At 73.1% G+C, this 24,356-nt stretch carries 23 protein-coding genes; 13 read left to right on the top strand and 10 right to left on the bottom strand.

The window, feature by feature from the left end; all coding sequences use genetic code 11:
* Positions 1-25: 25 nt before the first annotated feature.
* From HS99_RS21330 to HS99_RS21315, 4 genes are all read right to left on the bottom strand, one after another.
* Positions 26-535: a methylated-DNA--[protein]-cysteine S-methyltransferase gene (locus HS99_RS21330; RefSeq protein WP_030281687.1), complete on the bottom strand. Its 510-nt coding sequence runs from the start codon at positions 533-535 to the stop codon at positions 26-28.
* On the bottom strand, positions 532-2,193 hold the full coding sequence (locus HS99_RS21325) for a DNA-3-methyladenine glycosylase 2 family protein (protein WP_078939013.1): 1,662 nt from the start codon (positions 2,191-2,193) through the stop codon (positions 532-534). Before HS99_RS21325 ends, HS99_RS21330 begins: the two co-directional genes overlap by 4 nt.
* Positions 2,194-2,527: 334 nt before the next feature.
* On the bottom strand, positions 2,528-3,688 hold the full coding sequence (gene rsgA, locus HS99_RS21320) for a ribosome small subunit-dependent GTPase A (RefSeq protein WP_078939083.1): 1,161 nt from the start codon (positions 3,686-3,688) through the stop codon (positions 2,528-2,530).
* Between the two features lie 265 nt (positions 3,689-3,953).
* Positions 3,954-4,988 (bottom strand): cytochrome c oxidase assembly protein, encoded by a 1,035-nt coding sequence (locus tag HS99_RS21315; RefSeq protein WP_050366858.1) that lies wholly within the window; start codon positions 4,986-4,988, stop codon positions 3,954-3,956.
* A 303-nt stretch (positions 4,989-5,291) separates the two neighbouring features.
* Between HS99_RS21315 and HS99_RS21310 the strand changes: the two genes are divergently transcribed.
* Positions 5,292-7,043: an FtsW/RodA/SpoVE family cell cycle protein gene (locus HS99_RS21310; protein ID WP_063737901.1), complete on the top strand. Its 1,752-nt coding sequence runs from the start codon at positions 5,292-5,294 to the stop codon at positions 7,041-7,043.
* 117 nt (positions 7,044-7,160) lie between these two features.
* On the opposite strand, the gene HS99_RS21305 is transcribed toward HS99_RS21310, so the two are convergent.
* Positions 7,161-8,444, bottom strand: a complete 1,284-nt coding sequence (locus tag HS99_RS21305; RefSeq protein ID WP_223886096.1) for a YihY/virulence factor BrkB family protein — start codon at positions 8,442-8,444, stop codon at positions 7,161-7,163.
* Positions 8,445-8,747: 303 nt separating this feature from the next.
* Between HS99_RS21305 and HS99_RS48460 the strand changes: the two genes are divergently transcribed.
* From HS99_RS48460 to HS99_RS21255, 11 genes are all read left to right on the top strand, one after another.
* Complete coding sequence (locus HS99_RS48460; protein WP_310593185.1) at positions 8,748-8,831, top strand: putative leader peptide; 84 nt, start codon at positions 8,748-8,750, stop codon at positions 8,829-8,831.
* 197 nt (positions 8,832-9,028) lie between these two features.
* Positions 9,029-10,753 (top strand): nitrite/sulfite reductase, encoded by a 1,725-nt coding sequence (locus tag HS99_RS21300; protein ID WP_030551124.1) that lies wholly within the window; start codon positions 9,029-9,031, stop codon positions 10,751-10,753.
* Between the two features lie 72 nt (positions 10,754-10,825).
* Positions 10,826-11,005 carry a hypothetical protein gene (locus tag HS99_RS21295; protein ID WP_030281704.1) on the top strand — a complete coding sequence of 60 codons (180 nt, stop codon included), beginning with the start codon at positions 10,826-10,828 and terminating at the stop codon, positions 11,003-11,005.
* Positions 10,986-11,687, top strand: a complete 702-nt coding sequence (locus tag HS99_RS21290; protein ID WP_030281706.1) for a phosphoadenylyl-sulfate reductase — start codon at positions 10,986-10,988, stop codon at positions 11,685-11,687. The genes HS99_RS21295 and HS99_RS21290 overlap by 20 nt, the downstream gene beginning before the upstream one ends.
* Before the next feature lie 35 nt (positions 11,688-11,722).
* Positions 11,723-12,319, top strand: coding sequence for an adenylyl-sulfate kinase (gene cysC, locus HS99_RS21285; RefSeq protein WP_072655396.1), 597 nt, complete (start codon positions 11,723-11,725; stop codon positions 12,317-12,319).
* On the top strand, positions 12,316-13,254 hold the full coding sequence (cysD, locus tag HS99_RS21280; protein ID WP_030551126.1) for a sulfate adenylyltransferase subunit CysD: 939 nt from the start codon (positions 12,316-12,318) through the stop codon (positions 13,252-13,254). The genes cysC and cysD overlap by 4 nt, the downstream gene beginning before the upstream one ends.
* Complete coding sequence (locus HS99_RS21275) at positions 13,254-14,582, top strand: sulfate adenylyltransferase subunit 1 (protein WP_043388332.1); 1,329 nt, start codon at positions 13,254-13,256, stop codon at positions 14,580-14,582. Before cysD ends, HS99_RS21275 begins: the two co-directional genes overlap by 1 nt.
* Before the next feature lie 243 nt (positions 14,583-14,825).
* The gene (locus HS99_RS21270; protein ID WP_046386237.1) at positions 14,826-15,989 is read left to right on the top strand and encodes an aliphatic sulfonate ABC transporter substrate-binding protein; all 1,164 of its coding nucleotides are present in this window, start codon (positions 14,826-14,828) and stop codon (positions 15,987-15,989) included.
* 170 nt (positions 15,990-16,159) lie between these two features.
* Positions 16,160-16,963: an ABC transporter ATP-binding protein gene (locus tag HS99_RS21265; RefSeq protein WP_030281720.1), complete on the top strand. Its 804-nt coding sequence runs from the start codon at positions 16,160-16,162 to the stop codon at positions 16,961-16,963.
* Positions 16,950-17,843, top strand: a complete 894-nt coding sequence (locus tag HS99_RS21260) for an ABC transporter permease (RefSeq protein ID WP_030281723.1) — start codon at positions 16,950-16,952, stop codon at positions 17,841-17,843. Before HS99_RS21265 ends, HS99_RS21260 begins: the two co-directional genes overlap by 14 nt.
* Positions 17,844-17,853: 10 nt before the next feature.
* Positions 17,854-18,582 carry a sirohydrochlorin chelatase gene (locus HS99_RS21255; protein WP_030281725.1) on the top strand — a complete coding sequence of 243 codons (729 nt, stop codon included), beginning with the start codon at positions 17,854-17,856 and terminating at the stop codon, positions 18,580-18,582.
* 12 nt (positions 18,583-18,594) lie between these two features.
* On the opposite strand, the gene HS99_RS21250 is transcribed toward HS99_RS21255, so the two are convergent.
* The 3 genes from HS99_RS21250 to HS99_RS21240 form a co-directional block, all read right to left on the bottom strand.
* The gene (locus HS99_RS21250; RefSeq protein ID WP_030281727.1) at positions 18,595-19,005 is read right to left on the bottom strand and encodes a PIN domain-containing protein; all 411 of its coding nucleotides are present in this window, start codon (positions 19,003-19,005) and stop codon (positions 18,595-18,597) included.
* Positions 19,002-19,223: a type II toxin-antitoxin system VapB family antitoxin gene (locus tag HS99_RS21245; RefSeq protein ID WP_030281729.1), complete on the bottom strand. Its 222-nt coding sequence runs from the start codon at positions 19,221-19,223 to the stop codon at positions 19,002-19,004. Before HS99_RS21245 ends, HS99_RS21250 begins: the two co-directional genes overlap by 4 nt.
* 276 nt (positions 19,224-19,499) lie before the next feature.
* Positions 19,500-20,513 carry a hypothetical protein gene (locus tag HS99_RS21240; RefSeq protein ID WP_141763779.1) on the bottom strand — a complete coding sequence of 338 codons (1,014 nt, stop codon included), beginning with the start codon at positions 20,511-20,513 and terminating at the stop codon, positions 19,500-19,502.
* A gap of 110 nt (positions 20,514-20,623) precedes the next feature.
* On the opposite strand from HS99_RS21240, the gene HS99_RS21235 reads away from it, so the two are divergent.
* Positions 20,624-21,472, top strand: coding sequence for a helix-turn-helix transcriptional regulator (locus HS99_RS21235; protein ID WP_030551132.1), 849 nt, complete (start codon positions 20,624-20,626; stop codon positions 21,470-21,472).
* A gap of 64 nt (positions 21,473-21,536) precedes the next feature.
* Here the strand turns inward: HS99_RS21235 and HS99_RS48175 are convergent, their stop codons facing one another.
* Together HS99_RS48175 and HS99_RS21225 are read right to left on the bottom strand one after the other, a co-directional pair.
* Entirely contained in the window at positions 21,537-22,250 is a 714-nt protein-coding gene (locus tag HS99_RS48175) for a ricin-type beta-trefoil lectin domain protein (RefSeq protein WP_030551135.1), read from the bottom strand.
* Positions 22,251-22,524: 274 nt separating this feature from the next.
* Positions 22,525-24,276, bottom strand: coding sequence for a DEAD/DEAH box helicase (locus HS99_RS21225; protein WP_046386495.1), 1,752 nt, complete (start codon positions 24,274-24,276; stop codon positions 22,525-22,527).
* Between the last annotated feature and the right edge of the window lie 80 nt (positions 24,277-24,356).

Raw genomic sequence — 24,356 nt, 5'->3', positions numbered from 1 at the left:
GGCTTCGCGCGCCGCACGCGCCGGGTCAGAAGAGGGTGCCGCTCTCCAGCTCCAGCAGCCGGCGCTTGCGGTCCACGCCCGCCGCGAAGCCGGTGAGCGAGCCGTTGGCGCCGAGCACCCGGTGGCAGGGGCGCACGATCAGCAGCGGGTTGGCGCCCACCGCGCCGCCGACCGCCCGGACCATCCGCGGCGACTCGCCCGCCAGCTCGGCGAGTCGGCCGTAGGTGACGGTCGTGCCGTACGGGACCTCGTCCAGCGCGGCCCAGATCCGCCGGCGGAACTCGGTGCCCTCGGGAGCGAGCGGCAGGTCGAAGGTGGTGCGCTCGCCGCTGAAGTAGGCGGTCAGCTGGGCGACCGGTTCGGCGAGGGCCTCGGGGTCGAACTCCCAGCCGTCGGCGGGCTCGGCCAGCGCGTACTTCTGCCCGGGCGCGGTGACGGTGGCGAGGGCCGCCGCGCCACCGCCCTCGGGAAGCACGCCGCTGAGCAGCAGACGGCCGAGGGGGCTCTCCATGGTGGTGTAGACGGTGGTGCTCATGCCGGGTCGTTCTCCGTTCCGGTGCTGGTGCTGAAGCTGGTGCTGGATCCGGTTTCGGTGCCAGTGCCTGTGTCGGCTCCGGTGCCGGTGCCGGTTCCCGTTCCGACGCCGCCCGGGGCGGCGCTCACGGGCCCGGCCCACAGCCGGTGGACGGCGTAGGAGCGCCACGGGGCCCAGGCCTCGGCGGCGAGGGCGGCGGCCTTCGGGTCACCGGGGGCACCGAGCCGGATCAGGCCGTGCTTGACGCCGATGTCGCTCGGGAGGAAGACGTCGGGGTCGGCGAGGGCGCGCATCCGCAGGTAGCCGACCGTCCACGGGCCGATGCCGGGCAACGCCAACAGCTGGGCGGCGGCTGCCTCCCGGTCCACCCCGCCGTCCAGCCGCACCACGCCCTCGGCCAGCGCCGCGCACAGGCCGGTGAGCGCGCGGCGACGGGCCGCAGGCATCGCGAAGTCCTCGGGGTCGGCGGTCGCCAGCGCCGCCGACGTGGGGAAGAGCAGCCGCAGGCCACCGCTCGGTTCGGGCAGCGCGGCGCCGTACCTCTCCGCGAGCCGGCCCGCCAGAGTACGGGCGGCGCCGACGGTGATCTGCTGGCCGAGCACGGCGCGGACGGCCAGCTCGTGCGGATCCACATGTCCGGGCGAGCGCAGACCGGGGCGCTCCCGGACCAGCGGGCCGAGCACCGGGTCGGCGCCGAGCTGGTCGTCGACGGCGTCGGGGTCGGCGTCCAGGTCGAACAGGATGCGCAGGCGCTGGACGGCGGTCGGCAGGTCGCGCAGGTCGGCGAGCAACAGGCGGCAGTCGAGCCAGCCGCGGGTGCGCGGGTCGTCCGGAGCCAGGCCGTCCACCTCGGCGATGCCGTGACCGTACGGGAGCGCGAGGGTGCGCCGGTAGGTGCGCACGCCGGGGCGCGCGCCGGGCACGACCTCCTCCACCCCGGGGACGGCGCGCAGTCCGAGGAAGTCGATCAGGTGGTCGCTGTCGATCGCGCCGCGGTAGGCCAGGCGCAGGGTGAGGCCGCCGGCCGGGGTCGCGGTGCGGCGGCCCGCCACGACCTCGGCGCGCAGGCCGCTGGGGGTGCGGTCGTAGACCTCCCGGACGGTGTCGTTGAACTGGCGGACGGAGGCGAACCCGGCCGCGAACGCGATGTCCGTGACGGGCAGCTCGGTGGTCTGCAGGAGCAGCCGGGCGGTCTGGGCGCGGCGGGCGCGGGCCAACGCGATCGGGCCGGCGCCGAGCTCGGCGATGAGCTGGCGCTGCAGCTGCCGCGCGCTGTAGCCGAGCCGACCGGCCAGGCCCGCGACGCCCTCGCGGTCCACCACGCCGTCGCCGATCAGGCGCATCGCGCGGCCGACCAGGTCGGCGCGGTGGTTCCACTCCGGGGAGCCGGGCACGGAATCCGGTCGGCAACGGCGGCAGGCCCGGAACCCGGCGCCTTGAGCGGCCGCGGCACTGGGGTAGAAGCGGCAGTTGGCACGCTTCGGGGTCACGGCGGGGCAACTCGGTCGGCAGTAGATGCCGGTGGAGGTGACGGCCGTGAAGAAGACCCCGTCGAAGCGGGAGTCCCGGCTGTCCACGGCTCGGTACCGGATGTCGTCGTCGATCACGCTGTCCAGTCTGCGGCACCGACGAGGGGGCGACTGGCGGGAATCGGACATCACCGTTCAGGGGTTGCCCATCGGCTGCTTGCCCGTCGCCGCTCCGGCAGCGCCGGAGCGGCGACGGAACGATCAGGTGGGAATCGGCCACCTGGTTCTCTGGGCCCCTCCTCCTCCCCCCGCCCACCCGCCGCCACCACCGCGCGTCCATCTACCGCCCCCGCCGTGCCCACCACACCCACGCGCCCCAGCCCCACCTGTTCTGGCCGGCCGCTGGCGGCCGGCCAGAACAGGTGGCACTCCAGGTGGCCGCAACAGCCAGGTGGTCAGCGCAACTGTCCAGCACCAGCCGGGCCCGGCTGACGCCCGTCCCCTGAGCCGGGAACCCGTCCGCTCAACGCTTCACCGGACCTCCCGCCGCACGCATCGACTTGGTGATCGCCTTCCACTTGTTCAGCCGGGCCTTGGCCACCCGGGCGTCCGAGCGGGAGGCAATCCACTCGTTCTCGCGCTGGAGCTTGAGGTAGCTGTCCATCCGGCGCTGCGGCAGGGTGCCGTCGGCCAGCGCCGTCCGCACCGCGCAGCCGGGCTCGGTGTGGTGGTTGCAGTCGTGGAAGCGGCATTCCTCGGCCAGCTCGGCTATGTCGGCGAAGGCCAGGTCCACCCCCTCGCCACCGTAGAGGCCGACCTCGCGCAGCCCGGGGGTGTCGATCAGCACGCCCCCGCCGGGCAGTGCCATCAGTTCGCGGGTGGTCGTGGTGTGGCGGCCCTTCTGGTCGACCTCTCGGGCCTGCTGGACGGTCATCACCTCGGCTCCGACCAGCGCGTTGGTGAGGGTGGACTTGCCCACGCCGGACTGGCCGATCAGCACGGTGGTGCCGGGAGCGCAGGCGCGGAGCACGTCGATGCCCTCGCCCGTCTCGGCGCTGACCACCAGCACGGTGACGCCGGGGGCGACCGCTTCGACGTCGGCCCGGATGAAGTCCGCGTCGTCCACCAGGTCGGCCTTGGTGAGGACGACCAGGGGTTCGGCGCCGGACTCCCAGGCCAGGGCGAGGAAGCGCTCGATCCGCCCGAGGTCGGGATCGGCCGCAAGGGAGGCGGCGATCAGGACGGTGTCGACGTTGGCCGCCAGCACCTGGCCGTCGGAACGCTTGCCGGCCACCTTGCGGATGATCGCGGTGGAGCGCGGCAGCAGCGCGGTGACGGCGGCCATCGGTTGGGCGTGCAGGTCGACGGCGGCCCAGTCGCCGGTGCACGGGCAGTTGATCATGTCGGCGTCGCCCACCCGCCGGGTGTCGAACCGGACGGTGCGCAGCGCGCCCGTCTCCGGGTCGGCGAGCACGGCGTCGCACTGGCCGCGGTCGACCCGGACGATCCGGGCCGGGAGCAGCCCGGCTTCGGCGAGCGGGGCGAAGAGCTCGTCGAGCTCGGGCGTCCAGCCGTAGCCGGCCAGCGGGGAGCCCGCGACTGCGGGGTCGGCGAGGTTGTCGGCGAAGGTGTCGCCGGAGAAGGAGGAGGAAGAGAACGACGGAACGGAGGCAGCGTTGAACAACGCAGTGGCCCTTCGGGAGGAGATGGTCCCGGCGGGCTACGGCTGGCGCGGAGGGCTCAGCCGGCGGCCGGGAAGAGGAGGTGAACGCGAGTGCTGCCCAGGGCAGCTATCGGGGCGACAACGACCACGGGGTTCACCTCCTGCTCTCTACTCCTCGGGCGGCCCAATGGCCCCCGAACCTGACGCGTCACACGCTAGCGGGGGCCGCGCCGACGGCCAACACATTTTTGACCTGCGGAAACGCGCTCCGGAGGGGAAACGAGGACTACCCGCCGTACCGGTGCTTGAGGTTCGGGTCGTCCAGCCACCACGGCCGCATGCCCGTTTCCTCCTCCTCCGGCAGCCCCGCCGCCCGGGCCTGCGCGGCCTGCGCCTCGAAGCGGGCGTCGAGCTCGGCGTCCACGGCCTTGATCTCCTCGCGCCCCTGCACCACCATCCGCCGCACCAGCGCGGCCACGAACGGCAGCCCGACGAAGTCACCCAGCACCCAGAAGGCGTTGCCGCCCCAGGTCTGGTCCTGGGCCAGGCTCGGCCCCCAGGGCCGCCCGAGCGCGACGTAGTAGTGCTCGGCGACGAGGTGGCCGCCGTAGATCAGCACGATCCCGAGCCCGGCGTCGAAGATCACCTCGGCGAAGGTGATGAACAGCCCGACCAGGTGCGGGTACTCGTGCCCGACCGGGTCGAGCTGCAGCCGCGGCCAGAAGTAGGCGAGGCCCAGCAGCACCAGTGCCAGGTGCAGCACCACGTTCCCGACCCCGCTGGAGAGCGACCACTCGTACCAGGGCGTGAAGTAGAGGAGCCACGGCGGCGCCATCAGCAGCGCCGTGGAGACCGCCGGGAACATCAGCACCTTGGACGGCCTGCTGCGCAGCACCCGCAGGATCCGCTCCCGCCGGTGCTCCGGCGAGGACTCGACCAGCAGCGAGACGGGCGCGCCCAGCGCGAGCAGCAGCGGGACGACCATGAGCAGCAGCACGACCTGCACGGCCCGGTCGGTGAAGAGGATGCGCTCGTACACCCCGAGCCCGGAGCAGGTGCACCAGATCCACAGCAGCAGCCCGCCGAGGAAGGCCGCGGTGCGGGTGGGTTGCCAGCGCTGGCCGTCGCCGCGGTGGACGGTGCGCACCGCGGTCAGGTACCAGCCGCCGAGGAGCACCGACAGGGCGGGTACGAGCGGTTCGAGCGTCCAGGAGGTGGCCAGGTCGGACCACTGCCACGCGGGCGGTCCGCTGTACGCGAGCGCCCGGGCCGCGCCACCGTGGCCGAGCGCCTGGACCGCGACATCCACCGCGCCGTTCATCCGTCCGCCCACCTCGTCCGCACCCGCTCCCCGGGGTCGCCGGGGAGGGCGCCGGGAGTCGCCGGGCAGGGGCCGCGGCGCCCGGCCATGATGTCCCTTCCGACCCGCCCCGCCGCAGCCGGGGCCCACCTCTATACCCGGCCCTGAACAAAGCTTTACCGAAGCCCGGCAAAGCTTTGCCAAGGCAAAGTTCTGCCCTTGCCGGGCCCGCAGGCGCAACCGGCGCGGGGCCGCGTTCGTCTGGCAGGATGCACCGTCGGCGCGATACCGGCCACGTGGGTGACAACAAGGGGACGACAAGAGGTGCAAAGCACTGCACGCGGCGAGGGCCGCCGGCTGGCCGCGCGCCACCGCAACATCGAGCTGGGCCTGTTGGCGCTCGCGGTGGCCGTCTGTCTGGCCGGACACATCGACGCCTCGCTGGCACTGACCGGCAAGCTGCCGTCCGGGCTGCTGGTCCACGGCCTGTCCCTGGGGGCGCTGGTCGCGGTCGCGCACCTGGCGGTGCGCCGGTTCGCGCCGTACGCGGACCCGCTGATCCTGCCACTGGGCGTCTTCCTGACCGGCTTCGGGCTGATGCTGCTGGACCGGCTGGACTTCAGCTACAAGGCCGCGCACCCCGGCAAGGGCGACTACCAGAAGCTCCCCGCCGCGCCCTCGCAGATGATGTGGGTGTTCATCTCGGTGGCGGCGGCGATCGCGCTGATCGTCTTCGTCAAGCACCACCGCTTCTTCCAGCGGTACGTCTACGTGATGATGGCGGGCGCCCTGGTCCTGCTGACCGCACCGGTGTTCTCGCCGACCGACAGCTTCGGCGCCAAGCGGTGGATCAAGCTCCCCGGGCTGCCGTCCTTCGAGCCGGACGAGTTCGTGAAGGTCGCGATCACGATCTTCTTCGCGGGCTACCTGATGGCCAACCGGGACGCCCTGGCGCTGGCCGGGCGGAAGGTCTGGGGGATGACCCTGCCGCGCGGCCGGCACGCCGGCCCGGTGCTGGCGATCTGGGCGGTCAGCCTGCTGGTGCTGATCTTCGAGCGCGACCTCGGCACCTCGCTGATCTTCTTCGGCCTCTTCATCGTGATGCTGTACGTGGCGACCGAGCGCACCAGCTGGGTGGTGCTCGGCCTGCTGATGGCGGTCGGCGGCGCGACGGTGGTCGGCACCCTGGAACCCCACGTGCACGGCCGCGTCGAGGCCTGGCTGCACCCGCTCGACTACTACAAGCCGGTGCACGACCCGGCGATCTCCGAGCAGCCCGCCGAGGCGCTGTTCAGCCTGGGCACCGGCCACATCACCGGGACGGGCCTGGGATCGGGCCGGCCGTGGCTGATCGGCTTCGCCGGACGCAGCGACTTCATCTTCACCACCATCGGCGAGGAGCTGGGCCTGGCCGGGGTGACGGCCGTCCTGCTGGTGTACGTGCTGCTGATCCAGCGCGGCCTGCGCACCGCGATCGGCCTGACCGACCCCTTCGGCAAGCTGCTCGCGGCCGGGCTGTCGGCGGCGCTCGCGCTGCAGATCTTCGTGGTGGTCGGCGGCGTGAGCGGGCTGGTCCCGCTGACCGGGAAGGCGCTGCCGTTCCTGGCGGCCGGTGGGTCCTCACTGCTGGCGAACTGGCTGATGGTCGCGCTGCTGATCAAGCTCAGCGACTCCTCGGGACGCACCGCCCTCGACCCGGTCCAGACCTCCCCCGAGCCGCTCCCCGCACAGACCGGCCCGGGTGACCGCCCCGCCGCCACCGACCCGGCCCCGCCCGGCGGGAGCCAGGGCCGGGGCCCGAACCCCGGCCCGGGCCACACCCTGGGCGGCCCGGGCCGACCCCTGGCCCCGGAATCCGACCCGAGCGCACAGACCACCGCCGGCCCCGGCGCGGACCCGGGCGCCGCCACCGAGCTGCGCCCCGCGTTCGGTCGCCCGCCCGCCGCACCGCACCCCGCCGGGCCCCAGCCGCCCGCCCCGCAGGCCTCGTACGGCTACCCGCCGGTCAACGAGCAGCACACCCAGGGCTACGGTCTGCCGCCGCAGTCCCCGTTCCCCTCGAACCCGTCCGCCTGAGGACACCCCGGACACCCCGGACACCCGGGACACCCGGGACACCCGGGACGAACGCACAGGGCCTCCCCCGCGACCCGCGAGGGAGGCCCTGTCCCGTACCTGCCGACGGAGAACCCGCTACCGCTGCTCCCACGGCGGCCGCGGCGGCCTGGACGGGTAGCCCGGCCCCGACCCCGGCCGCTCCGGCGGCAGCCCAGGCCCCTGCGGCCCCTGCGCTCCCGGCCCGGGCCGCCCCGACCCCGGCTGCTCCCCCGACGCCCCCGGCGGTGCCCCCGGCGACGGCCCCACCGGCCGGTCGCTGTCCGGCGGCGGCGGAGCGGGCCGGTGGTGCGGCCCGGGCCGGGCGGTGAGGCGCCCGCGTACGTTGTCGGCCGCCAGCACGTCGGCCCACCGCTCGGGGTACTCGGCGGGCGCGTCGACGTCGTCCGCCTCCTCCTCGCCCCACTCCTCCTCGACGCCCTCGGCCAGCCCCAGTTCGCGGGCGCGCCGGGCCCGTTCGACGGCCCGCCGGGCGGCGACCTCGCGGACCACGGCGGCGGCGGCCTCCTCGTGGGCACGCTCGTTCTCGGCACGCGCGTCGGCGGTCTCCAGGGTGGGCCAGCGGCGGTCTATCGCGGCGTTCATGGCCGCGCCGATGAGCACCGCGAGGGCCACCACGAAGATCCACAGCAGCACGGCCACCGGCGCGGCCAGCGAGCTGTACACCGAGGGGCCCTCGATCGAGCTGACCAGGTAGATCCGCAGGCCGACGCTGCAGAAGACCAGCACCACCAGGGCGACCAGCGCGCCGGGGATGTCCTCGCGCCAGGGTGTGGAGACCGGTACGGCCAGGTGGTAGAGGGTGGTCAGGGAGACGATCAGCAGCAGGATCGCGACCGGCCAGTAGGCGGCGCTGACCACCCCCGTGAGACCTGACACGGCGTTCTCGACCAGTCCGGGCCCGGCCATCATCAGCGGCAGCACCAGGGACCCGATGACGAGGGCACCGAGGTAGAGGCCGAGCGACATCAGCCGGGTCTTGACGATGCCCCGCTTGCCGTCCAGCCCGTACATGACGGTGATGGTGTCGATGAAGATGTAGAGCGCCCGGGATCCGGACCACAGCGAGAAGAGGAAGCCGATCGAGATCAGGTCGGGCCGGACGTGGTCGAAGACCTGGCTGAGCAGCGGTTTGACGACCTCGTTGACGGAGGACTCCGAGAGCACCGTCCCGGAGGCCGAGACGATGTCGTGCTTGAGCCGTTCGATGGTGCCGGCGCCGAGGAACTTGTCGAGGTAGCCGAGGGTGGCCGCCAGGCCGAGCAGCAGCGGCGGGATCGACAGCAGGGTGAAGAAGGCCGCCTCCGCGGCGAGGCCGGTGACCCGGTACTCGACGCAGGTGTTGGTGGTGTCCTTGACCAAGTCCCACGCCGTACGGCGCCAGGTGGCCCGTTTGGCCGCGCGCCGGGAGCCCTTGCCCCGACGCCGGGACGGCCGCTCGGGGTTCGGTCTGCTCGTATCGCCTGCTGCTTGCACAGCGCTAACGGTATCGGGCCGGGACGCTCCGGTTGATCTCCCCCAGGGGTACGGGCGCGTGCGCACCGCAGGTAAGGGCGCCCGGCGGGGAGCGGCGGGAACGCCCGACCGTCCCACATCTCGAAACCACAGCGTCCAGCATCCGGATGTTAGTGGACCGGGAGTCCCGGGCCGTGCGAATCTCTTGCCATGCCTAGCGCCGGAACCACCCTAGTAGGTCGACTCCACGTCGATCTCCTTCGCGTGTCCAGCGCCATCTGTCCGGTGACCTGAGCCGCCACCCCGCCGCACCACCGCACCCGGCGCCGACCCACCGCCATCCCCGCACCAACGGATGCGCAGGCGCCCGCCCGGCCCGGCCACTGCTCTCCCGGAACCTGAGAAACCCGCAGGTCACAGCAGCGCCGCAGGGCCGAGCACGCTCCGCGACCCACCCTGCGTCAGCGCCACCTGCCCCGAAGGACTTCAGCATGGCCACCTCTCCCGAGACCGTCGAGCCCACGGCCGACCGCACCGCCGCGCGCCGCCCCGCCGCAGCGCGCAAGGTGACCCGCCATCGCGGCGAGGGCCAGTGGGGCATGGGCCACTACACCCCCCTGAACGCCAACGAGCAGATCAAGAAGGACGACGACGGTCTCAATGTGCGGACACGCATTGAGACGATCTACGCGCACCGCGGCTTCGACTCGATCGACCCGGCCGACCTGCGCGGCCGGATGCGCTGGTGGGGGCTCTACACCCAGCGCAAGGAGGGCATCGACGGCGGCAAGACCGCGATCCTGGACCCGCACGAGCTGGACGCCGAGTACTTCATGATGCGCGTGCGCATCGACGGCGGACGGCTGACGGTCCCCCAGCTGCGCGCCGTCGCCGAGGTCTCCGAGCAGTACGCCCGGGGCACCGCCGACCTGACCGACCGGCAGAACATCCAGTTCCACTGGATCCGGATCGAGGACGTCCCGGCGATCTGGCAGAAGCTGGAGGCCGTCGGCCTGTCCACCACCGAGGCCTGCGGCGACACCCCGCGCGCCATCCTGGGCTCCCCGGTGGCCGGCGTCGCCCGGGACGAGATCATCGACGGCACCCCGGCGATCGAGGAGATCCAGCGCCGCTTCATCGGCAACCCGGAGTTCTCCAACCTGCCGCGCAAGTTCAAGGCCGCCATCTCCGGCTCCCCGCTGCTGGACGTCGCGCACGAGATCAACGACGTCTCCTTCGTCGGTGTGGTCCACCCCGAGCACGGCCCGGGCTTCGACCTCTGGGTCGGCGGCGGCCTGTCCACCAACCCCAAGCTGGGCGTGCGGCTGGGCGCCTGGGTCCCGCTGGAGCAGGTGCCGGACGTCTTCGGCGGTGTGATCAGCATCTTCCGCGACTACGGCTACCGGCGCCTGCGCAACCGCGCCCGGCTGAAGTTCCTGGTCGCGGACTGGGGCGTGGAGAAGTTCCGCCAGATGCTGGAGGACGAGTACCTGAAGGCCCGCCTGATCGACGGCCCGGCGCCAGCCGAGCCCGTCGCCCGCTGGCGCGACCACGTCGGTGTCCACCAGCAGCAGGACGGCCGCTACTACATCGGCTTCGCCCCGCGCGTCGGCCGGGTCGACGGCAAGCTGCTCGGCCGGATCGCCGACCTCGCCGCCGCCCACGGCAGCGACCGGGTGCGCACCACCACCGAGCAGAAGATGCTGATCCTCGACGTCGCCGAGGAGCACGTCGAGTCGGTGGTGGCCGGCCTGGAGTCGCTCGACCTGCGGGTCAGCCCCTCGCCGTTCCGCCGCGGCACCATGGCCTGCACCGGCATCGAGTACTGCAAGCTCGCCATCGTCGAGACCAAGGAGCGCGGCCGCTCCCTGATCGACGAACTCGAACAGCGCCTCCCGGACTTCGCCGAACCGCTGACCATCAACATCAACGGCTGCCCGAACGCCTGCGCCCGCATCCAGGTCGCCGACATCGGCCTCAAGGGCCAGCTCGTCACCGACGAGCACGGCAACCAGGTCGAGGGCTACCAGGTGCACCTGGGCGGCGCGCTCGGCCTGGAGGCCGGCTTCGGCCGCAAGGTCCGCGGCCTCAAGGTCACCAGCGCCGGCCTGCCCGACTACGTCGAGCGCCTGCTGACCCGCTACCAGGCCGACCGCACCGAGGGCGAGCGCTTCGCCCAGTGGACGGCCCGCGCCACCGAGGAACAGTTGTCGTGAGCGAGCGGAGCGAGCGAACCGAAAGGGCAGTGCGTGTTCGCGAAGCGAACGCCGAGCGGAGCGAGGTGGGCGATGAGTGAGCGAGCGGCGCCGTTCTTCTGCCCGTACTGCGGGGACGAGGACCTGCGCCCGTCCGAGGCCGGCCACGGCGCCTGGGAGTGCCACGGGTGCCGCCGCGCCTTCCAGCTGAAGTTCCTCGGCCTGCTGTCACCGACCAACGGGGGTACGTCCCATGAGCAGCACCGCGACTGACTACGAGGCGATCGCCGTCCGGGCCGGCCGCGACCTGGAGGAGGCCACGCCGCAGGAGGTCCTGCGCTGGGCCGCCGACACCTTCGGCAAGCGGTTCTGCGTCACCTCCTCGATGGAGGACGCGGTGGTCGCCCACCTCGCCGCGTCGGTGTTCCCCGGCGTGGACGTGGTGTTCCTGGACACCGGCTACCACTTCGCGGAGACCATCGGCACCCGGGACGCGGTGGCGGCGACCATGCCGGTCAACGTCATCACGCTCACCCCGCTGAGGACCGTCGCAGAGCAGGACGCCGAGTACGGCCCGAACCTGCACGACCGCGACCCGGACCTGTGCTGCTCGCTGCGCAAGGTCGAGCCGCTGGACCGCGGCCTCGGCGGCTACGACGCCTGGGCCACCGGGCTGCGCCGCGACGAGTCCCCGACCCGGGCGAACACCCCGGTGGTCGCCTGGGACCCGAAGCGCCGCAAGGTCAAGATCGCCCCGATCGCCCGGTGGACGCAGGAGGACGTGGACGCCTACGTCGCCGCCAACGGCGTGCTGCTCAACCCCCTGCTGTGGGAGGGCTACACCTCGATCGGCTGCTCGCCGCTGTCCTGCACCCGTAAGCCGGGCGAGGGTGAGGACGCCCGGGCCGGCCGCTGGTCCGGTTCCGGCAAGACCGAGTGCGGCATCCACCTCTGACGATTCCATCACCACTCTCGCGTTAGGAAAGAACCGTGACAGCTGACACTTCGGTAGCCGACGGAGCCGCAGAGGCGGCCCGCGCGGCCGCCCCCTGCGAGCGCGGCGCCACCGTGTGGCTGACCGGGCTGCCGAGCGCGGGCAAGACCACCCTGGCCTTCGCACTGGCCGAGCGGCTGCGCGCCGAGGGCCACAAGGTCGAGGTCCTGGACGGCGACGAGATCCGCGAGTTCCTCTCCAAGGGCCTCGGCTTCTCCCGCGAGGACCGGCACACCAACGTCACCCGGATCGGCTTCGTCGCCGAGAAGCTCGCCGCCAACGGCGTCAAGGTGCTCGCCCCGGTGATCGCCCCGTTCGCCGGCTCCCGCGCCGCCGTGCGCGAGCGGCACGCGGCGGCGGGCACCGAGTTCCTGGAGATCCACGTCGCCACCCCGGTCGAGCTGTGCGCCGAACGGGACGTCAAGGGCCTGTACGCCAAGCAGGCCGCCGGTGAGATCTCGGGCCTGACCGGCGTCGACGACCCGTACGAGGCTCCGGAGAACCCGGAGCTGCGGATCCAGACGCAGGGCCGCGAGGTGGCCGACTCCGCCGCCGAGCTGCACGCCTTCCTGACCGAGAGGGGCCTGGCATGACCACCGCGACCGACAGTCCGGTCCGCACCGACGACACTCCGTACGCGTTGTCCCACCTGGACGCGCTGGAGGCCGAGTCGGTGCACATCTTCCGCGAGGTCGCGGGGGAGTTCGAGCGCCCGGTGATCCTGTTCTCCGGCGGCAAGGACTCCATCCTGATGCTGCACCTGGCGCTCAAGGCCTTCGCGCCCGCCGCCGTCCCCTTCTCGCTGCTGCACGTCGACACCGGGCACAACTTCCCCGAGGTGCTCGCCTACCGCGACCGCGTCGTGGCCGAGCACAACCTGCGCCTGCACGTCGCCCACGTCCAGGACTTCATCGACCGCGGCGTGCTGCGCGAGCGCCCCGACGGCACCCGCAACCCGCTGCAGACCGTCCCGCTGCTCGACGCCATCGAGCAGAACCGCTTCGACGCCGTGTTCGGCGGCGGCCGCCGGGACGAGGAGAAGGCCCGCGCCAAGGAGCGCGTCTTCTCGCTGCGCGACGAGTTCGGCGCCTGGGACCCGCGTCGCCAGCGCCCCGAGCTGTGGTCGCTGTACAACGGCCGGCACGCGGTCGGCGAGCACGTCCGGGTCTTCCCGCTGTCCAACTGGACCGAGCTGGACGTCTGGCAGTACATCGAGCGCGAGGGCATCGAGCTGCCGGAGATCTACTACGCGCACGAGCGGGACGTCTTCTCCCGGGGCGGCATGTGGCTGACCGCCGGCGAGTGGGGCGGCCCCAAGGACAGCGAGCCCGTCGAGCGGCGGCTGGTCCGCTACCGCACCGTCGGCGACATGTCCTGCACCGGCGCTGTCGACTCCGACGCCACCACCATCGAGGCCGTGATCGCCGAGATCGCCGCCAGCCGCCTCACCGAGCGCGGCGCCACCCGCGCCGACGACAAGCTGTCCGAGGCCGCGATGGAAGACCGCAAGCGCGAGGGGTACTTCTAATGAGCACGACCATCGAGACCAGCGCCACCTCCCTGCTGCGCTTCGCCACCGCCGGCTCCGTCGACGACGGCAAGTCCACCCTGGTCGGCCGGCTGCTGCACGACTCCAAGTCGGTGCTCGCCGACCAGCTGGAGGCCGTCGAGCGCGTCTCCCTGGGCCGCGGCCAGGAGGCGCCCGACCTCGCGCTGCTCACCGACGGCCTGCGCGCCGAGCGCGAGCAGGGCATCACCATCGACGTCGCCTACCGCTACTTCGCCACCCCCCGGCGGCGGTTCATCCTCGCCGACACCCCCGGGCACGTGCAGTACACCCGCAACATGGTGACCGGCGCCTCCACCGCCGAGCTCGCCGTCGTCCTGGTCGACGCCCGCAACGGCGTGGTCGAGCAGACCCGCCGGCACGCGGCCGTCGCCGCCCTGCTGCGGGTGCCGCACGTCGTGCTGGCCGTCAACAAGATGGACCTGGTCGACTACGCCGAGCCCGTCTTCGCCGCCATCGCCGAGGAGTTCAGCGCCTACGCCGCCTCCCTCGGCGTCAAGGACGTCCTCGCCGTCCCGATCTCGGCCCTCGCCGGGGACAACGTCGTCGAACCGTCCGCCCACATGGACTGGTACGGCGGCCCGACCCTGCTGGAGCACCTGGAGACCGTCCCGGTCGGCAGCGACCCGAGCCGGGAGCCCGCCCGCTTCCCCGTCCAGTACGTGATCCGCCCGCAGACCGAGGAGCACCCCGACTACCGCGGCTACGCGGGCCAGTTGGCCTCCGGGGTGCTGCGGGTCGGCGACGCCGTCACCGTGCTGCCCTCCGGCCTGACCACCACCGTCGCCGGGATCGACGCCCTCGGCCGCGAGAGCGACATCGCCTGGGCGCCGCAGTCGGTCACCGTCCGGCTCGCCGACGACCTCGACATCTCCCGCGGCGACCTGATCGCCGCCGGGGCCGCGCCCGTCCCCACCAAGGACATCGTGGCGACCGTCAGCCACCTCAACGAGCGGCCGCTGCGCGCCGGGGACAAGGTGCTGCTCAAGCACACCACCCGCACCGTGCGCGCGCTGGTCAAGGAGATCTCCTACCGGATCGACATCGACACGCTCCAGCGGCGTTCCGGCGCCGAGGGGCTGAACGTCAACGACATCGGCCACGTGAAGCTGCGCACCGCCGAACCGCTGGCCCTCGACGACTACACCGACAACCGCCGCACCGGCTCGTTCCTGCTGATCGACCCGGCCGACGGCACCACCCTCACCGCCGGCATGGCGGGCGAGGCCTTCGAGGCCGTACACGGCGACGACGCTCCCGGCGCATCCGAAGAGGAGGACTGGGTCTGATGCCCAGCGAGGCGTTCTCGGGCATGGACAAGGAAGGCGGCCGCATCGGCAGCGGCGTCCTCGGCAGCGGCCAGGGCGGCCTGACCCGATGTGTGGGCCGACGGGGCTGAGCACGCCCCGTCACCGGGCCGCGTCCCCACCGCAGCCCGGCCTGCCCCGGCACCGACGTGCCGCGCACACCACTTCCAACAGACCACCCGGGACCGCTTTCCGACGGTCCGTCCGCGAACAGGACCCACCACCATGGCACCCAGCCCGGCCTCCTCCCATGCCTTCGTCCGCCCCAACGCCGGGCGGATCAGACGCTCCGCCGCGGCCGCCCTCGCCGGCCTGACCGCCGTCGCCCTGCTGTCGGCCTGCAGCTACGGCTCCAAGGCCGCCGACAGCGGCTCCGGCGGCTCGGCCGACACCGCCGCCGCGACCGGCGCCTCGGGCGCCAAGCTGTCCTCCCCCACGGTGAAGATCGGCTACTTCGCCAACCTGACCCACGGCACCGCCCTGGTCGGCCTCCAGGAGGGCATCCTCCAGAAGGAGTTGGGCGCCACCCAGATCAAGACCCAGGTCTTCAACGCGGGCCCGGCCGAGATCGAGGCGCTCAACGCCGGCTCCATCGACATCGGCTGGATCGGCCCCTCCCCCGCGATCAACGGCTACACCAAGTCCGACGGCAAGTCCCTCAAGATCATCGGCGGTTCGGCCTCCGGCGGGGTCAAGCTGGTGGTCAACCCGGAGAAGATCTCCTCGCTGGACGACCTCAGGGGCAAGAAGATCGCCACCCCGCAGCTGGGCAACACCCAGGACGTGGCCCTGCTCAACTACCTGGCGGGCAAGGGCTTCAAGGTGGACGCGGCGTCCGGCGCGGGCGACGTCTCGGTGGTGCGCACCGACAACAAGGTCACCCCCGACGCCTACCGGCAGGGCTCCGTCGACGGCGCCTGGGTGCCCGAGCCCACCGCCTCCAAGCTGGTCACCCTCGGCGCGAAGGTCCTGCTCAACGAGAAGGACGTCTGGCCGGACAAGAAGTTCGTGATCACCAACCTCATCGTCTCGCAGAAGTTCCTCAAGGAGCACCCGGACGTGGTCGAGGCCGTGCTGCGCGGCTCGGTGAACACCAACGCCTTCATCAAGGCCAACCCCGAAAAGGCCAAGGCCGACGCCAACGAGGCGATCAAGAAGGAGGCCGGCAACGCCCTGGAGCCGGCCGTCCTCGACCCGGCCTGGGCCGACATCGACTTCCTGGACGACCCGCTGGCCGGCACCCTGCAGGCCGAGGCCGACCACGCCGTGACCGCCGGGCTCCTCAAGAAGCCCAACCTCAACGGCATCTACGACCTCACCCTGCTGAACAAGGTCCTCGCGGCCAAGGGCCAGGCGCCCGTGGCGGACGCCGGACTCGGCGCCAAGTAGCGCCGACCGGCGCGAGTAGCGCCAGCCGTACGGAAGTCCGCCCCAGAATCCGCGGTCCGGTCCCCGCCCGCCCGGTCGATCCCCGATCGATGCCCACCGGGACGGGCGGGGGCCGGACCCCTGCCCCCGCTTCGCAGCCCTTTGCCAGATCACTCAGCAGGAGGTCCCCGATGACCCCGGCACTGACCACCGAGGCCGACGCCCCCGTCCTCGACAGCGACGGCGGCGCGCCCGCCGTCCGGATCTCGCACGTGCACAAGTCCTTCGGCCGCCCGGGCGCCCAGACCCACGTGCTGGACGACATCACCCTCGACGTCGCGCCCGGCGAGTTCGTCACCCTGCTCGGCGCCTCGGGCTGCGGCAAGTCCACCCTGCTCAACCTGGTCGCCGGCCTCGACAAGCCCAGCCGCGGCAGCATCGAGGTCCCCGGCGGCCGGCCCGCCCTGATGTTCCAGGAGCACGCCCTGTTCCCCTGGCTCACCGCCGGGAAGAACATCGAGCTGGCCCTCAAGCTGGCCGGTGTCCCCCGCCCCGAGCGCCGCGCCGAGGCCGAGCGGCTGCTCGAACTGGTCCGGCTGGGCGGCGCCTACGGAAAGCGGGTGCACGAGCTGTCCGGCGGCATGCGCCAGCGCGTGGCGATGGCCCGCGCCCTCGCCCAGGGCAGCAAGGTGCTGCTGATGGACGAGCCGTTCGCCGCGCTCGACGCCATCACCCGCGACGTGCTGCACGACGAGATCACCCGGATCTGGGCCGAGCGGCAGCTGTCCGTCCTGTTCGTCACCCACAATGTGCGCGAGGCCGTGCGCCTGGCCCAGCGCGTCGTCCTGCTCTCCTCCCGGCCCGGCCGGGTCGCCCGCGAGTGGCGGATCGACCTGCCGCAGCCGCGCCGCATCGAGTCCTCCGGCGTCGCCGACCTGTCCATCGAGATCACCGAAGAACTGCGTGGGGAGATCCGTCGCCATGTCCAGCACTGACACCGCCCCCGCCAGGAACGACGGCGACACCGCCGAGGTCGGTGCGGGCCTGGACGCCCTCGACTCCGTCGCCGCCCAGCGCAGCTCGCTCGGCGAGGTGCTGCGGACCAAGGCGCTGCCGCCGCTGATCGGCGTGCTGGTGGTGCTGGCGCTGTGGCAGGGCGCGTACAGCCTCCACCTCACCTCCTCGTACAAGCTGCCCAGCCCCGCCGACGTCTGGCGCTCCCTCCAGGACCTCTGGTACCAGGGCACGCTGTTCTCGATCATCTGGACCAGCGTGTGGCGCGGCCTGTCCGGCTTCCTGCTCGCCGTCGTCATCGGCACCCCGATCGGCCTGGTCGTCGCCCGGGTCGGGCCGGTGCGCACCGCCATCGGCCCGGTGCTCCAGGGCCTGCAGTCGCTGCCCTCGGTCGCCTGGGTGCCGGCCGCCGTCATCTGGCTCGGCATCAACGACTCGATGATGTACGCGGTGATCCTGCTGGGCGCCGTCCCCTCCATCGCCAACGGCCTGGTGGCCGGCATCGACCAGGTGCCGCCGCTGTTCCTGCGGGCCGGACGCACCCTCGGCGCCACCGGGCTGACCGGGGCCCGACACGTGCTCATCCCCGCCGCGCTGCCCGGTTACCTGGCCGGACTCAAGCAGGGCTGGGCGTTCTCCTGGCGCTCGCTGATGGCGGCGGAACTCGTCGCCTCCTCCCCCGACCTCGGCCGGGGCCTCGGCCGGTTCCTGGAGGACCAGCGCGAGTTCTCCGACATGTCCGGAGTGCTGCTCGGCATCGTCCTCATCCTGTTCGTCGGCATCGCCATCGAGCTGCTGGTGTTCACCCCGGTCGAGCGCCGGGTGCTGCGCGACCGCGGCCTGCTGGCCTCCACCAAGTGAGGCCCCGCTGATGCCCGCCCTGCTGCTCATCGCCCACGGCAGCCGCGACCCGCGGCACGCCGCGACCGTCGCCGCCCTGGTCGGGCAGGTGCGGGCCCAGCGGCCCGCCCTGGAGGTAGCCACCGCCTACCTGGACCACTGCGCCCCGCGGATCCCCCAGGTGGTCGGCCGGCTGGCGGACGCGGTGGCCGTCCCGCTGCTGCTGAACCGGGCCTTCCACGCCAAGCACGACATCCCCGCCGCCCTGCGCGCCGCGGGCTCCTCGCTGCCCCTCGCCGATGTCCTGGGGCCTTCCCCGCTGCTGCTCGCGGCCCTGGACCGCCGCCTGGCCGAGGCCGGACTCGACGTCGGCTCGGCGGCAGTGCGTTCCCGCACCGGCGTGGTGCTGGCCGCGGCCGGCTCCTCCGACCCGGCCGCCGACGCCGCCACCCGCGCCGTCGCCGCCGAGTGGCGCCGCACCCGCGGCTGGGCCGCCGCCGAGGTCGCCTACGCTTCCGCCGCCGGCCCACGCGTCCCGGACGCCCTCGCCGCCCTGCGCGCCGCCGGCGCCACCCACACCGCCGTGGCCCCCTACCTGCTCGCCCCGGGCCTGCTGCCGGACCGCATCGCAGCGGCCTCGACCGACGCGGACACCGTGGCCGACCCCCTCGGCCCCGCCCCCGAACTGGCGGCCCTGCTGCTGCAACGCTACGACCGGGCACGCCTGACGGCTCCCGTGGTTCCTGCCCTTACCGCCTGAGGGTCACGAGCCTCAGGCGCAGTCCAGGATGCTGTGCTCACTGAGATCCGGGGCACAACGCGCCACGGTGCGGTAGTCCGCATCGTCGTGGAGGACCGTGAGTCCGTGGTGCGCAGCAGTCGCCGCGATCATGAGGTCAACTGCGGAAGCACTGCGATGTTGCCCGGCGAGCGCCATCCGCCGTTGCACCGTGTCGATCCAGCGCCCTGCGTTCTTGGGCACTGAGACGTCCGGGTAGAGGTCGGCGAACATCTCGGAGATCTCGTCGTACTCCCGGCCGTCGCGCGCGCTGTAGAGAAACTCGGCACGCTGCGGATAGCACGACGCGATCGACTCCGCGTCGATCGCGTCGTACCAGGCCGCCTGAAGCTTCGGCTCGCGCAGCAGCCGGACCAGCGCGGAGGTGTCGAGCAGATAGATCACCGGGTGTCCTTCTCGGCTCGGTGCAGCCGCTCGGCGTCCTCGACTGCGCCCCAATGCCGGGCGCGCTCGAAATGCCTACTGATGCGGGCGGCCCGTTCCTGCTGCTCCGCATAGAAGCGCAGCGCGAGGTTGACGGCTTCCTTCTTGGTCCGCACGCCTGCGAGGGCCATCGCCCGCTCCAGCGCCTCTTCATCGATGTCGATCTGTGTCACGGACATCCAGCACCTCCGTCGACCGATGTTGGTGATGTACATGGAATTGTATGTCACCAACAATGGCGAGGCGAGGATCCGGCTTCCCGGGAGCGCGGCACGCGGAGGCGTCGACGGCGCGCGGCCGGGGCCGCGCACGCCGGATGGATCGGACCAACGCCAGGTGAAGGTGCCGGCCGGTTGGGATCAGGCGGGGGTTCCACTTCTGTCTGGCGGCGCGGTCGCGGTCCCGGACACCCGGATGGTTGCCGTTGGCGGTGGAGTAGCCCGGGCCGGAGCCGCTCAGATCCGGCGCAGGGTGAAGGCGTCCGTCGGGTGGCCCGAGGCGGCGGCGGCGAGGCCGCCGGAGAGCAGGTAGAGGCTGCCGGCCGGCCCGGCGACGGGGGCCGTGGGGGTGGTGTCCGGGGAGGGGTGGACGGCGGTGAGCCGGGCGGTGCGCCAGTGGTCGTCGGAGCGCAGTTCGAGCTCGGCATCGCGGCCGGCCCCGAAGAGGGCGTTGGTGACGCCGGCGATGGTGCCGTCCGGGCGGCCGAGCAGGCCGTCCAGGTGGAGCAGGGACGCGCCACCGGCCACCTCGACGCGTCGCAGGGCGGCCGGGTTCCCCAACGGGACCCGCCACAGGGTGCCGTCGTCCCACTTGCCGAGGATCAGGTGGCCCTCCCGGTAGACGATGCCGTTGAGGCCGTACGTTCCGGGGGCGGGGGTCAGGCGCGGGTCGCGCAGCAGGACGGAGGCGGTCCCGTCCGGCGTCACCCGGTAGACGACGGGGGCGAAGGAGTCGGTGACGTAGGCGGTGCCGTCGGGGGCGACGGCGATGTCGTTGGCGAGGTGGCTGCCGCCGTCGCCGGCGACGGTGGCGAGGTCGGTGTAGAAGAGGCGGCGGCCGGTGTCCAGGTCGTACGCCCCGATCCCGGCGATCTTCCCCAGCGTCGCGGCGGTGCTGCGCTCGCCGATGCCGTTGTCGAGGTCGGTGACCAGCACGCGGCGGTGGACGGGGTCGATCCGCAGACCGGCGATCTCGGTCAGCGCGGGGTCCTGCACCAGGGTGCGGACGCTGCCGTCGAGGGCGACGGCGGAGACGGTGCCGTGGCGCAGCGAGCCGAGCAGGAAGCGGTGGTGGGAGGCGTCCCAGACGCCCGCCTCGGGGACCAGGGTGGGGGCGTGGCCGACGATCACGGCCGGGGTCGGGCGGTGGGCGGCCGCGGCGGCGGGTAGCGTACCGGCGGTGCCGAGCAGGGCGGCGGCCGCGATCGCGACCACAGTGCGGCGGATGGCTGGATTCTGACGGTTCATCATGGATCCTTCGGAGCTGGCTTGCGCTGTCGCGATCAAGCCTGCCGCTCGGGCCGGGGCCGCGGCAGTGCGTGGGGATACTGGTAGTTCGACCACCAGGAAGGACGGGGGACATGGCCGAGTCGGAGGAGCGCCGCACCGAGCTGTCGGGCTTCCTGCGCAGCCGCCGGGCCCGGTTGACGCCGCAGGAGGTGGGGCTGGCGCCGGGGGGCCGGCGGCGGACGCCGGGGCTGCGGCGAGAGGAGCTGGCGCTGCTGGCCGGGGTGGGGGTGACCTGGTACACGTGGCTGGAGCAGGGGCGGGACATCCATCCCTCGCCGGAGGTGCTGGCGAGCCTGGCCCGGACGCTGCGGCTGGACCGGGCGGAGACGGCGTACCTGTTCCGGCTGGCGGGCAGCCATCCGCTGGACGGGGAGGTGGGCGCGCCCGCGGAGGTGCCGGCGTCGCTGCTGCGGCTGATGCACGCCCAGTGGCCGGCGCCGGCCTGGGTGATGGACGCCAACTGGGACCTGCGGGCCTGGAATCCGGGCGCGGACGCGCTGTTCGAGCTGTCCGGTCGACCGCCGCAGGAGTGCAACCTGGCCTGGGTGGTGTTCGGCAACGCGGTGCACCGCCGGCGGGTGGAGCACTGGGAGCAGCACGCCCGCCGTTTCCTGGCCCAGCTGCGGGCGGCGTACGCGGAGCGCGGCGGGGAGGCGACGGCGGTGGGCCGGCACCTGGGCCGGATGATCCAGCACGTGCGGGGCGAGCACCCGGAGGCGGACCGCTGGCTGGACGAGCACCAGGTCGCGGAGCGCTCGGGGGCCGAGAAGGTGCTCCGGCACGAGGAGTTGGGCGTGTTGCGGATCGACCAGCACGTGCTGCTGGCGGCGGAGGGGCTGCAGCTGATCGTGATGTCGCCGCGTGACGCGGAGACGGCGGAGCGGTTGCGCCGACTGGCTCCCATGCCCGTCACGGTGTAGCCATCGGACAAAGGCCCGCCGCCCGGCGCGAACAACCGGGCGGCGGAGCAGAATTGGCCAGAAATCAGGTGGGCAGGTTCCACTTCTGGTTGGCGGCGCCGTTGCAGTCCCAGATGCCGAGCTGGTTGCCGTTCGCGGTGGAGAAGCCGAGGTCGTCCAGGCAGCGGCCGGACTGCGGGTTGAGCAGCGAGCCGTCGGCGCGGTACTGCCACTGCTGGGCGCCGGTGCCGTTGCAGTCGTAGAGCTGGACCATGGTGTGGTTGGCGGTGCCGCCGCCCGAGACGTCCATGCACTTGCCGAGGGCGCGGACGGTGCCGTCGACGCCTGTCCGCCACTTCTGCGCGATCGTGCCGTTGCAGTCGTAGATCTGGACGGGGGTGCCGTTGCCGAGGTTGGCGCCCCGCACGTCCACGCACTTGCCGACGTAGCCGGTGATCTGGCCGGTGGGGCCGGCCGGCGGGGTGGCGCCCATGATGATGTGCGGGAACATCACGCTGTCGCCGACGCCGCAGGCCGCGGAGAGGCTGCCGTCGCCGACGGCCACGCCGCCGATGGCGGGCCGGCTGAACTGCACGGTGTGGGTGGAGTTCCAGTAGTAACAGGTGGCGCCCACGGACCAGGTCTGCATCGGGTCGAGGCCACTGCAGCTGCCGACGGCGCTCCAGCCCGCGACGAAGGCGCTGCAGGCGGGCGCGGCCTGGGCGGCGGTGGCCGGTGCGGCCAGGGCGGCGGCCCCCGCGAGCAGGGCGGTGGACAGCAGGGCGGAGGTTCGGCGCATCGGGACGGTGGTCCTTCCGGGGTCGGCGAATCACGTCAACTCAACATCTGCACAACCGTGGTGACTGTGCGACAGATGTGCGGGCCGGGTAAAAGAATCCGGGCTGGACGGTCCTCCGTCAAGCGTTGGTTCAAGGCGAACTGCGACGGGTTCATCTCAGCTGCCGGCCCCGGCCGGGGCGAGCCTGCCCGGAAAACGCGGAACGGGCCCCGTGCTCCCCCGTGGCGGGGAAGACGCGGAGCCCGTTCGGCAGGATTCGGTCCGGGGACGACCGTCAGTCGAACTTGCGGCGCTGGCGCCCGGTGCCGTAGTTGCCACCGGACTTGGAGCCGCTGCCCGGCCGGGCCCGGCCGGAGGAGCGCCCGATGAACCCGGCGGCCTGCGGCCGCTCGCCCTGGCCGGCGGCGCCCAGGCGCTGCTTGGGGCGCGGGCGGCGCGGGTTGCCGTTCATGTCGACGTCGGTGGGCAGTCCGGAGCGCTTGCCGGGGCGGCGGCGCGGGCTGCCCGACTTGCCGTCCGCGCCCTTGCCGTCGGCGGAGGCGGCCTGGGCCGCGGGCTGGGCGGCGGCCGGGACGGCCAGTGCGACCGGAACGCCGCTGGGGGTGCGGGCGCCGGTGATCCGAGCCAGGTCGGCGTCGCCGGGGCGGATCCTGGTCACGGTGGGGCGGATCCCGGCGACCGTCATCAGCCGGTTGACCTCGCGGCGCTGCTCGGGCAGCACGAGGGTGACGACCGTGCCGGACTCGCCGGCCCGGGCGGTGCGGCCGCCGCGGTGCAGGTAGTCCTTGTGGTCGATCGGCGGGTCGACGTTGACGACCAGGTCGAGGCCGTCGATGTGGATGCCGCGGGCGGCGACGTTGGTGGCGATCAGCGCGGTGACCTCGCCGTCGCGGAACTGGTCGAGGACCCGGTTGCGCTGCGGCTGGGACTTGCCGCCGTGCAGCGCGGCGGCCATCACGCCGGTGGCGCGCAGCTGCTTGGCGAGCCGGTCGGCGCCGTGCTTGGTGTGCACGAACATGATCACGCGCCCGTCGCGGGAGGCGATGTGGGCGGTGGCGGAGGCCTTGTCGGTGGGCTCCAGCTGCAGGACGTGGTGGTCCATGGTGGTGACCGCGCCGGCCGAGGGGTCGACCGAGTGGGTGACCGGGTCGGTCAGGAAGCGCTTGACCAGCCGGTCGACGTTGCGGTCCAGGGTGGCGGAGAACAGCATCCGCTGCCCGCCCTCGGCGACCTGCTCCAGCAGCTTGCTGACCTGCGGGAGGAAGCCCATGTCGGCCATCTGGTCGGCCTCGTCGAGGACCGTGATGGCGACGTCGGACAGGTTGACGTCACCGCGCCCGATCAGGTCGTCCAGGCGGCCGGGGGTGGCGACCAGCACCTCGGTGCCGCGGCGCACCGCGTTGGCCTGCCGGCTGATGCCCATGCCGCCGACGACGGTGGTGATCCGCAGGTTGACGGCGGTGGCGTACGGGGTGAGCGCCTCGGTGACCTGCTGGGCGAGCTCGCGGGTGGGCACCAGGACGAGCGCCAGCGGGTGGCGGGAGTCGGCGCGGCGACCGGCGGTGCGGGCGAGCAGCGGCAGGCCGAAGGCCAGGGTCTTGCCGGAGCCGGTACGGCCGCGCCCGAGGACGTCGCGCCCGGCGATCGAGTCGGGCAGGGTGGCGGCCTGGATCGGGAACGGCTCGGTGACGCCCTCGCGGGTGAGCGCGGAGAGGATCGCCTTGGGCAGGTCCAGCTCGGCGAAGGAGGCCGCCGGCGGCCGGGCCGGGGTGCCCTCGACGACGGTGAAGTCGGCGGGCTCCGGGACGGCGGTGCGGCCGGTCTTGGTGGCGCCGGCGCGGTTGCGCGGCTTGCGGGGGGCGCGGTCGGCACCCTCTCCGCTGTTGCGGGTGCGGTCCGGGGTGTCCGCGCCGCGGCGCGGGCGGCCGGTGCGGCCCTGCTCGCCCGAGCGGGCGGCGGAACGGTCCGCGGTGCGGTCGGTGGTGCGGTCGCCGCGGTCGCGGGGCGTGCGGGCAGGGGTGGTCACGGGGTCTCCGTCCGTCGGTCGTCAGCCCGCGGTCGCGGACTGGTCGGCCGTCGTCTGGGAGTGCGCCGCCCCGGCCGTAC

It is taken from the genome of Kitasatospora aureofaciens, from assembly GCF_001188955.3.
Taxonomy (GTDB): domain Bacteria; phylum Actinomycetota; class Actinomycetes; order Streptomycetales; family Streptomycetaceae; genus Kitasatospora; species Kitasatospora aureofaciens.
Note: the sequence above shows the minus strand (reverse complement) of the source record. Positions and strands in the feature narration are given on the sequence as shown.

What these genes read in the sequence shown, in the direction of transcription:
- cysD (WP_030551126.1), top strand. Translation starts at nt 12,316, where the DNA reads ATGACCACCGCGACCGACAGTCCGGTCCGCACCGACGACACTCCGTAC.
- HS99_RS21245 (WP_030281729.1), bottom strand. Translation starts at nt 19,223, where the DNA reads ATGTCCGTGACACAGATCGACATCGATGAAGAGGCGCTGGAGCGGGCG.
- HS99_RS21275 (WP_043388332.1), top strand. Translation starts at nt 13,254, where the DNA reads ATGAGCACGACCATCGAGACCAGCGCCACCTCCCTGCTGCGCTTCGCC.
- HS99_RS21315 (WP_050366858.1), bottom strand. Translation starts at nt 4,988, where the DNA reads ATGAACGGCGCGGTGGATGTCGCGGTCCAGGCGCTCGGCCACGGTGGC.
- HS99_RS21270 (WP_046386237.1), top strand. Translation starts at nt 14,826, where the DNA reads ATGGCACCCAGCCCGGCCTCCTCCCATGCCTTCGTCCGCCCCAACGCC.
- HS99_RS21330 (WP_030281687.1), bottom strand. Translation starts at nt 535, where the DNA reads ATGAGCACCACCGTCTACACCACCATGGAGAGCCCCCTCGGCCGTCTG.
- HS99_RS48175 (WP_030551135.1), bottom strand. Translation starts at nt 22,250, where the DNA reads ATGCGCCGAACCTCCGCCCTGCTGTCCACCGCCCTGCTCGCGGGGGCC.
- HS99_RS21265 (WP_030281720.1), top strand. Translation starts at nt 16,160, where the DNA reads ATGACCCCGGCACTGACCACCGAGGCCGACGCCCCCGTCCTCGACAGC.
- HS99_RS48460 (WP_310593185.1), top strand. Translation starts at nt 8,748, where the DNA reads ATGCCTAGCGCCGGAACCACCCTAGTAGGTCGACTCCACGTCGATCTC.
- HS99_RS21295 (WP_030281704.1), top strand. Translation starts at nt 10,826, where the DNA reads ATGAGTGAGCGAGCGGCGCCGTTCTTCTGCCCGTACTGCGGGGACGAG.
- HS99_RS21255 (WP_030281725.1), top strand. Translation starts at nt 17,854, where the DNA reads ATGCCCGCCCTGCTGCTCATCGCCCACGGCAGCCGCGACCCGCGGCAC.
- HS99_RS21260 (WP_030281723.1), top strand. Translation starts at nt 16,950, where the DNA reads ATGTCCAGCACTGACACCGCCCCCGCCAGGAACGACGGCGACACCGCC.
- HS99_RS21325 (WP_078939013.1), bottom strand. Translation starts at nt 2,193, where the DNA reads ATGTCCGATTCCCGCCAGTCGCCCCCTCGTCGGTGCCGCAGACTGGAC.
- HS99_RS21300 (WP_030551124.1), top strand. Translation starts at nt 9,029, where the DNA reads ATGGCCACCTCTCCCGAGACCGTCGAGCCCACGGCCGACCGCACCGCC.
- HS99_RS21235 (WP_030551132.1), top strand. Translation starts at nt 20,624, where the DNA reads ATGGCCGAGTCGGAGGAGCGCCGCACCGAGCTGTCGGGCTTCCTGCGC.
- HS99_RS21240 (WP_141763779.1), bottom strand. Translation starts at nt 20,513, where the DNA reads ATGATGAACCGTCAGAATCCAGCCATCCGCCGCACTGTGGTCGCGATC.
- HS99_RS21290 (WP_030281706.1), top strand. Translation starts at nt 10,986, where the DNA reads ATGAGCAGCACCGCGACTGACTACGAGGCGATCGCCGTCCGGGCCGGC.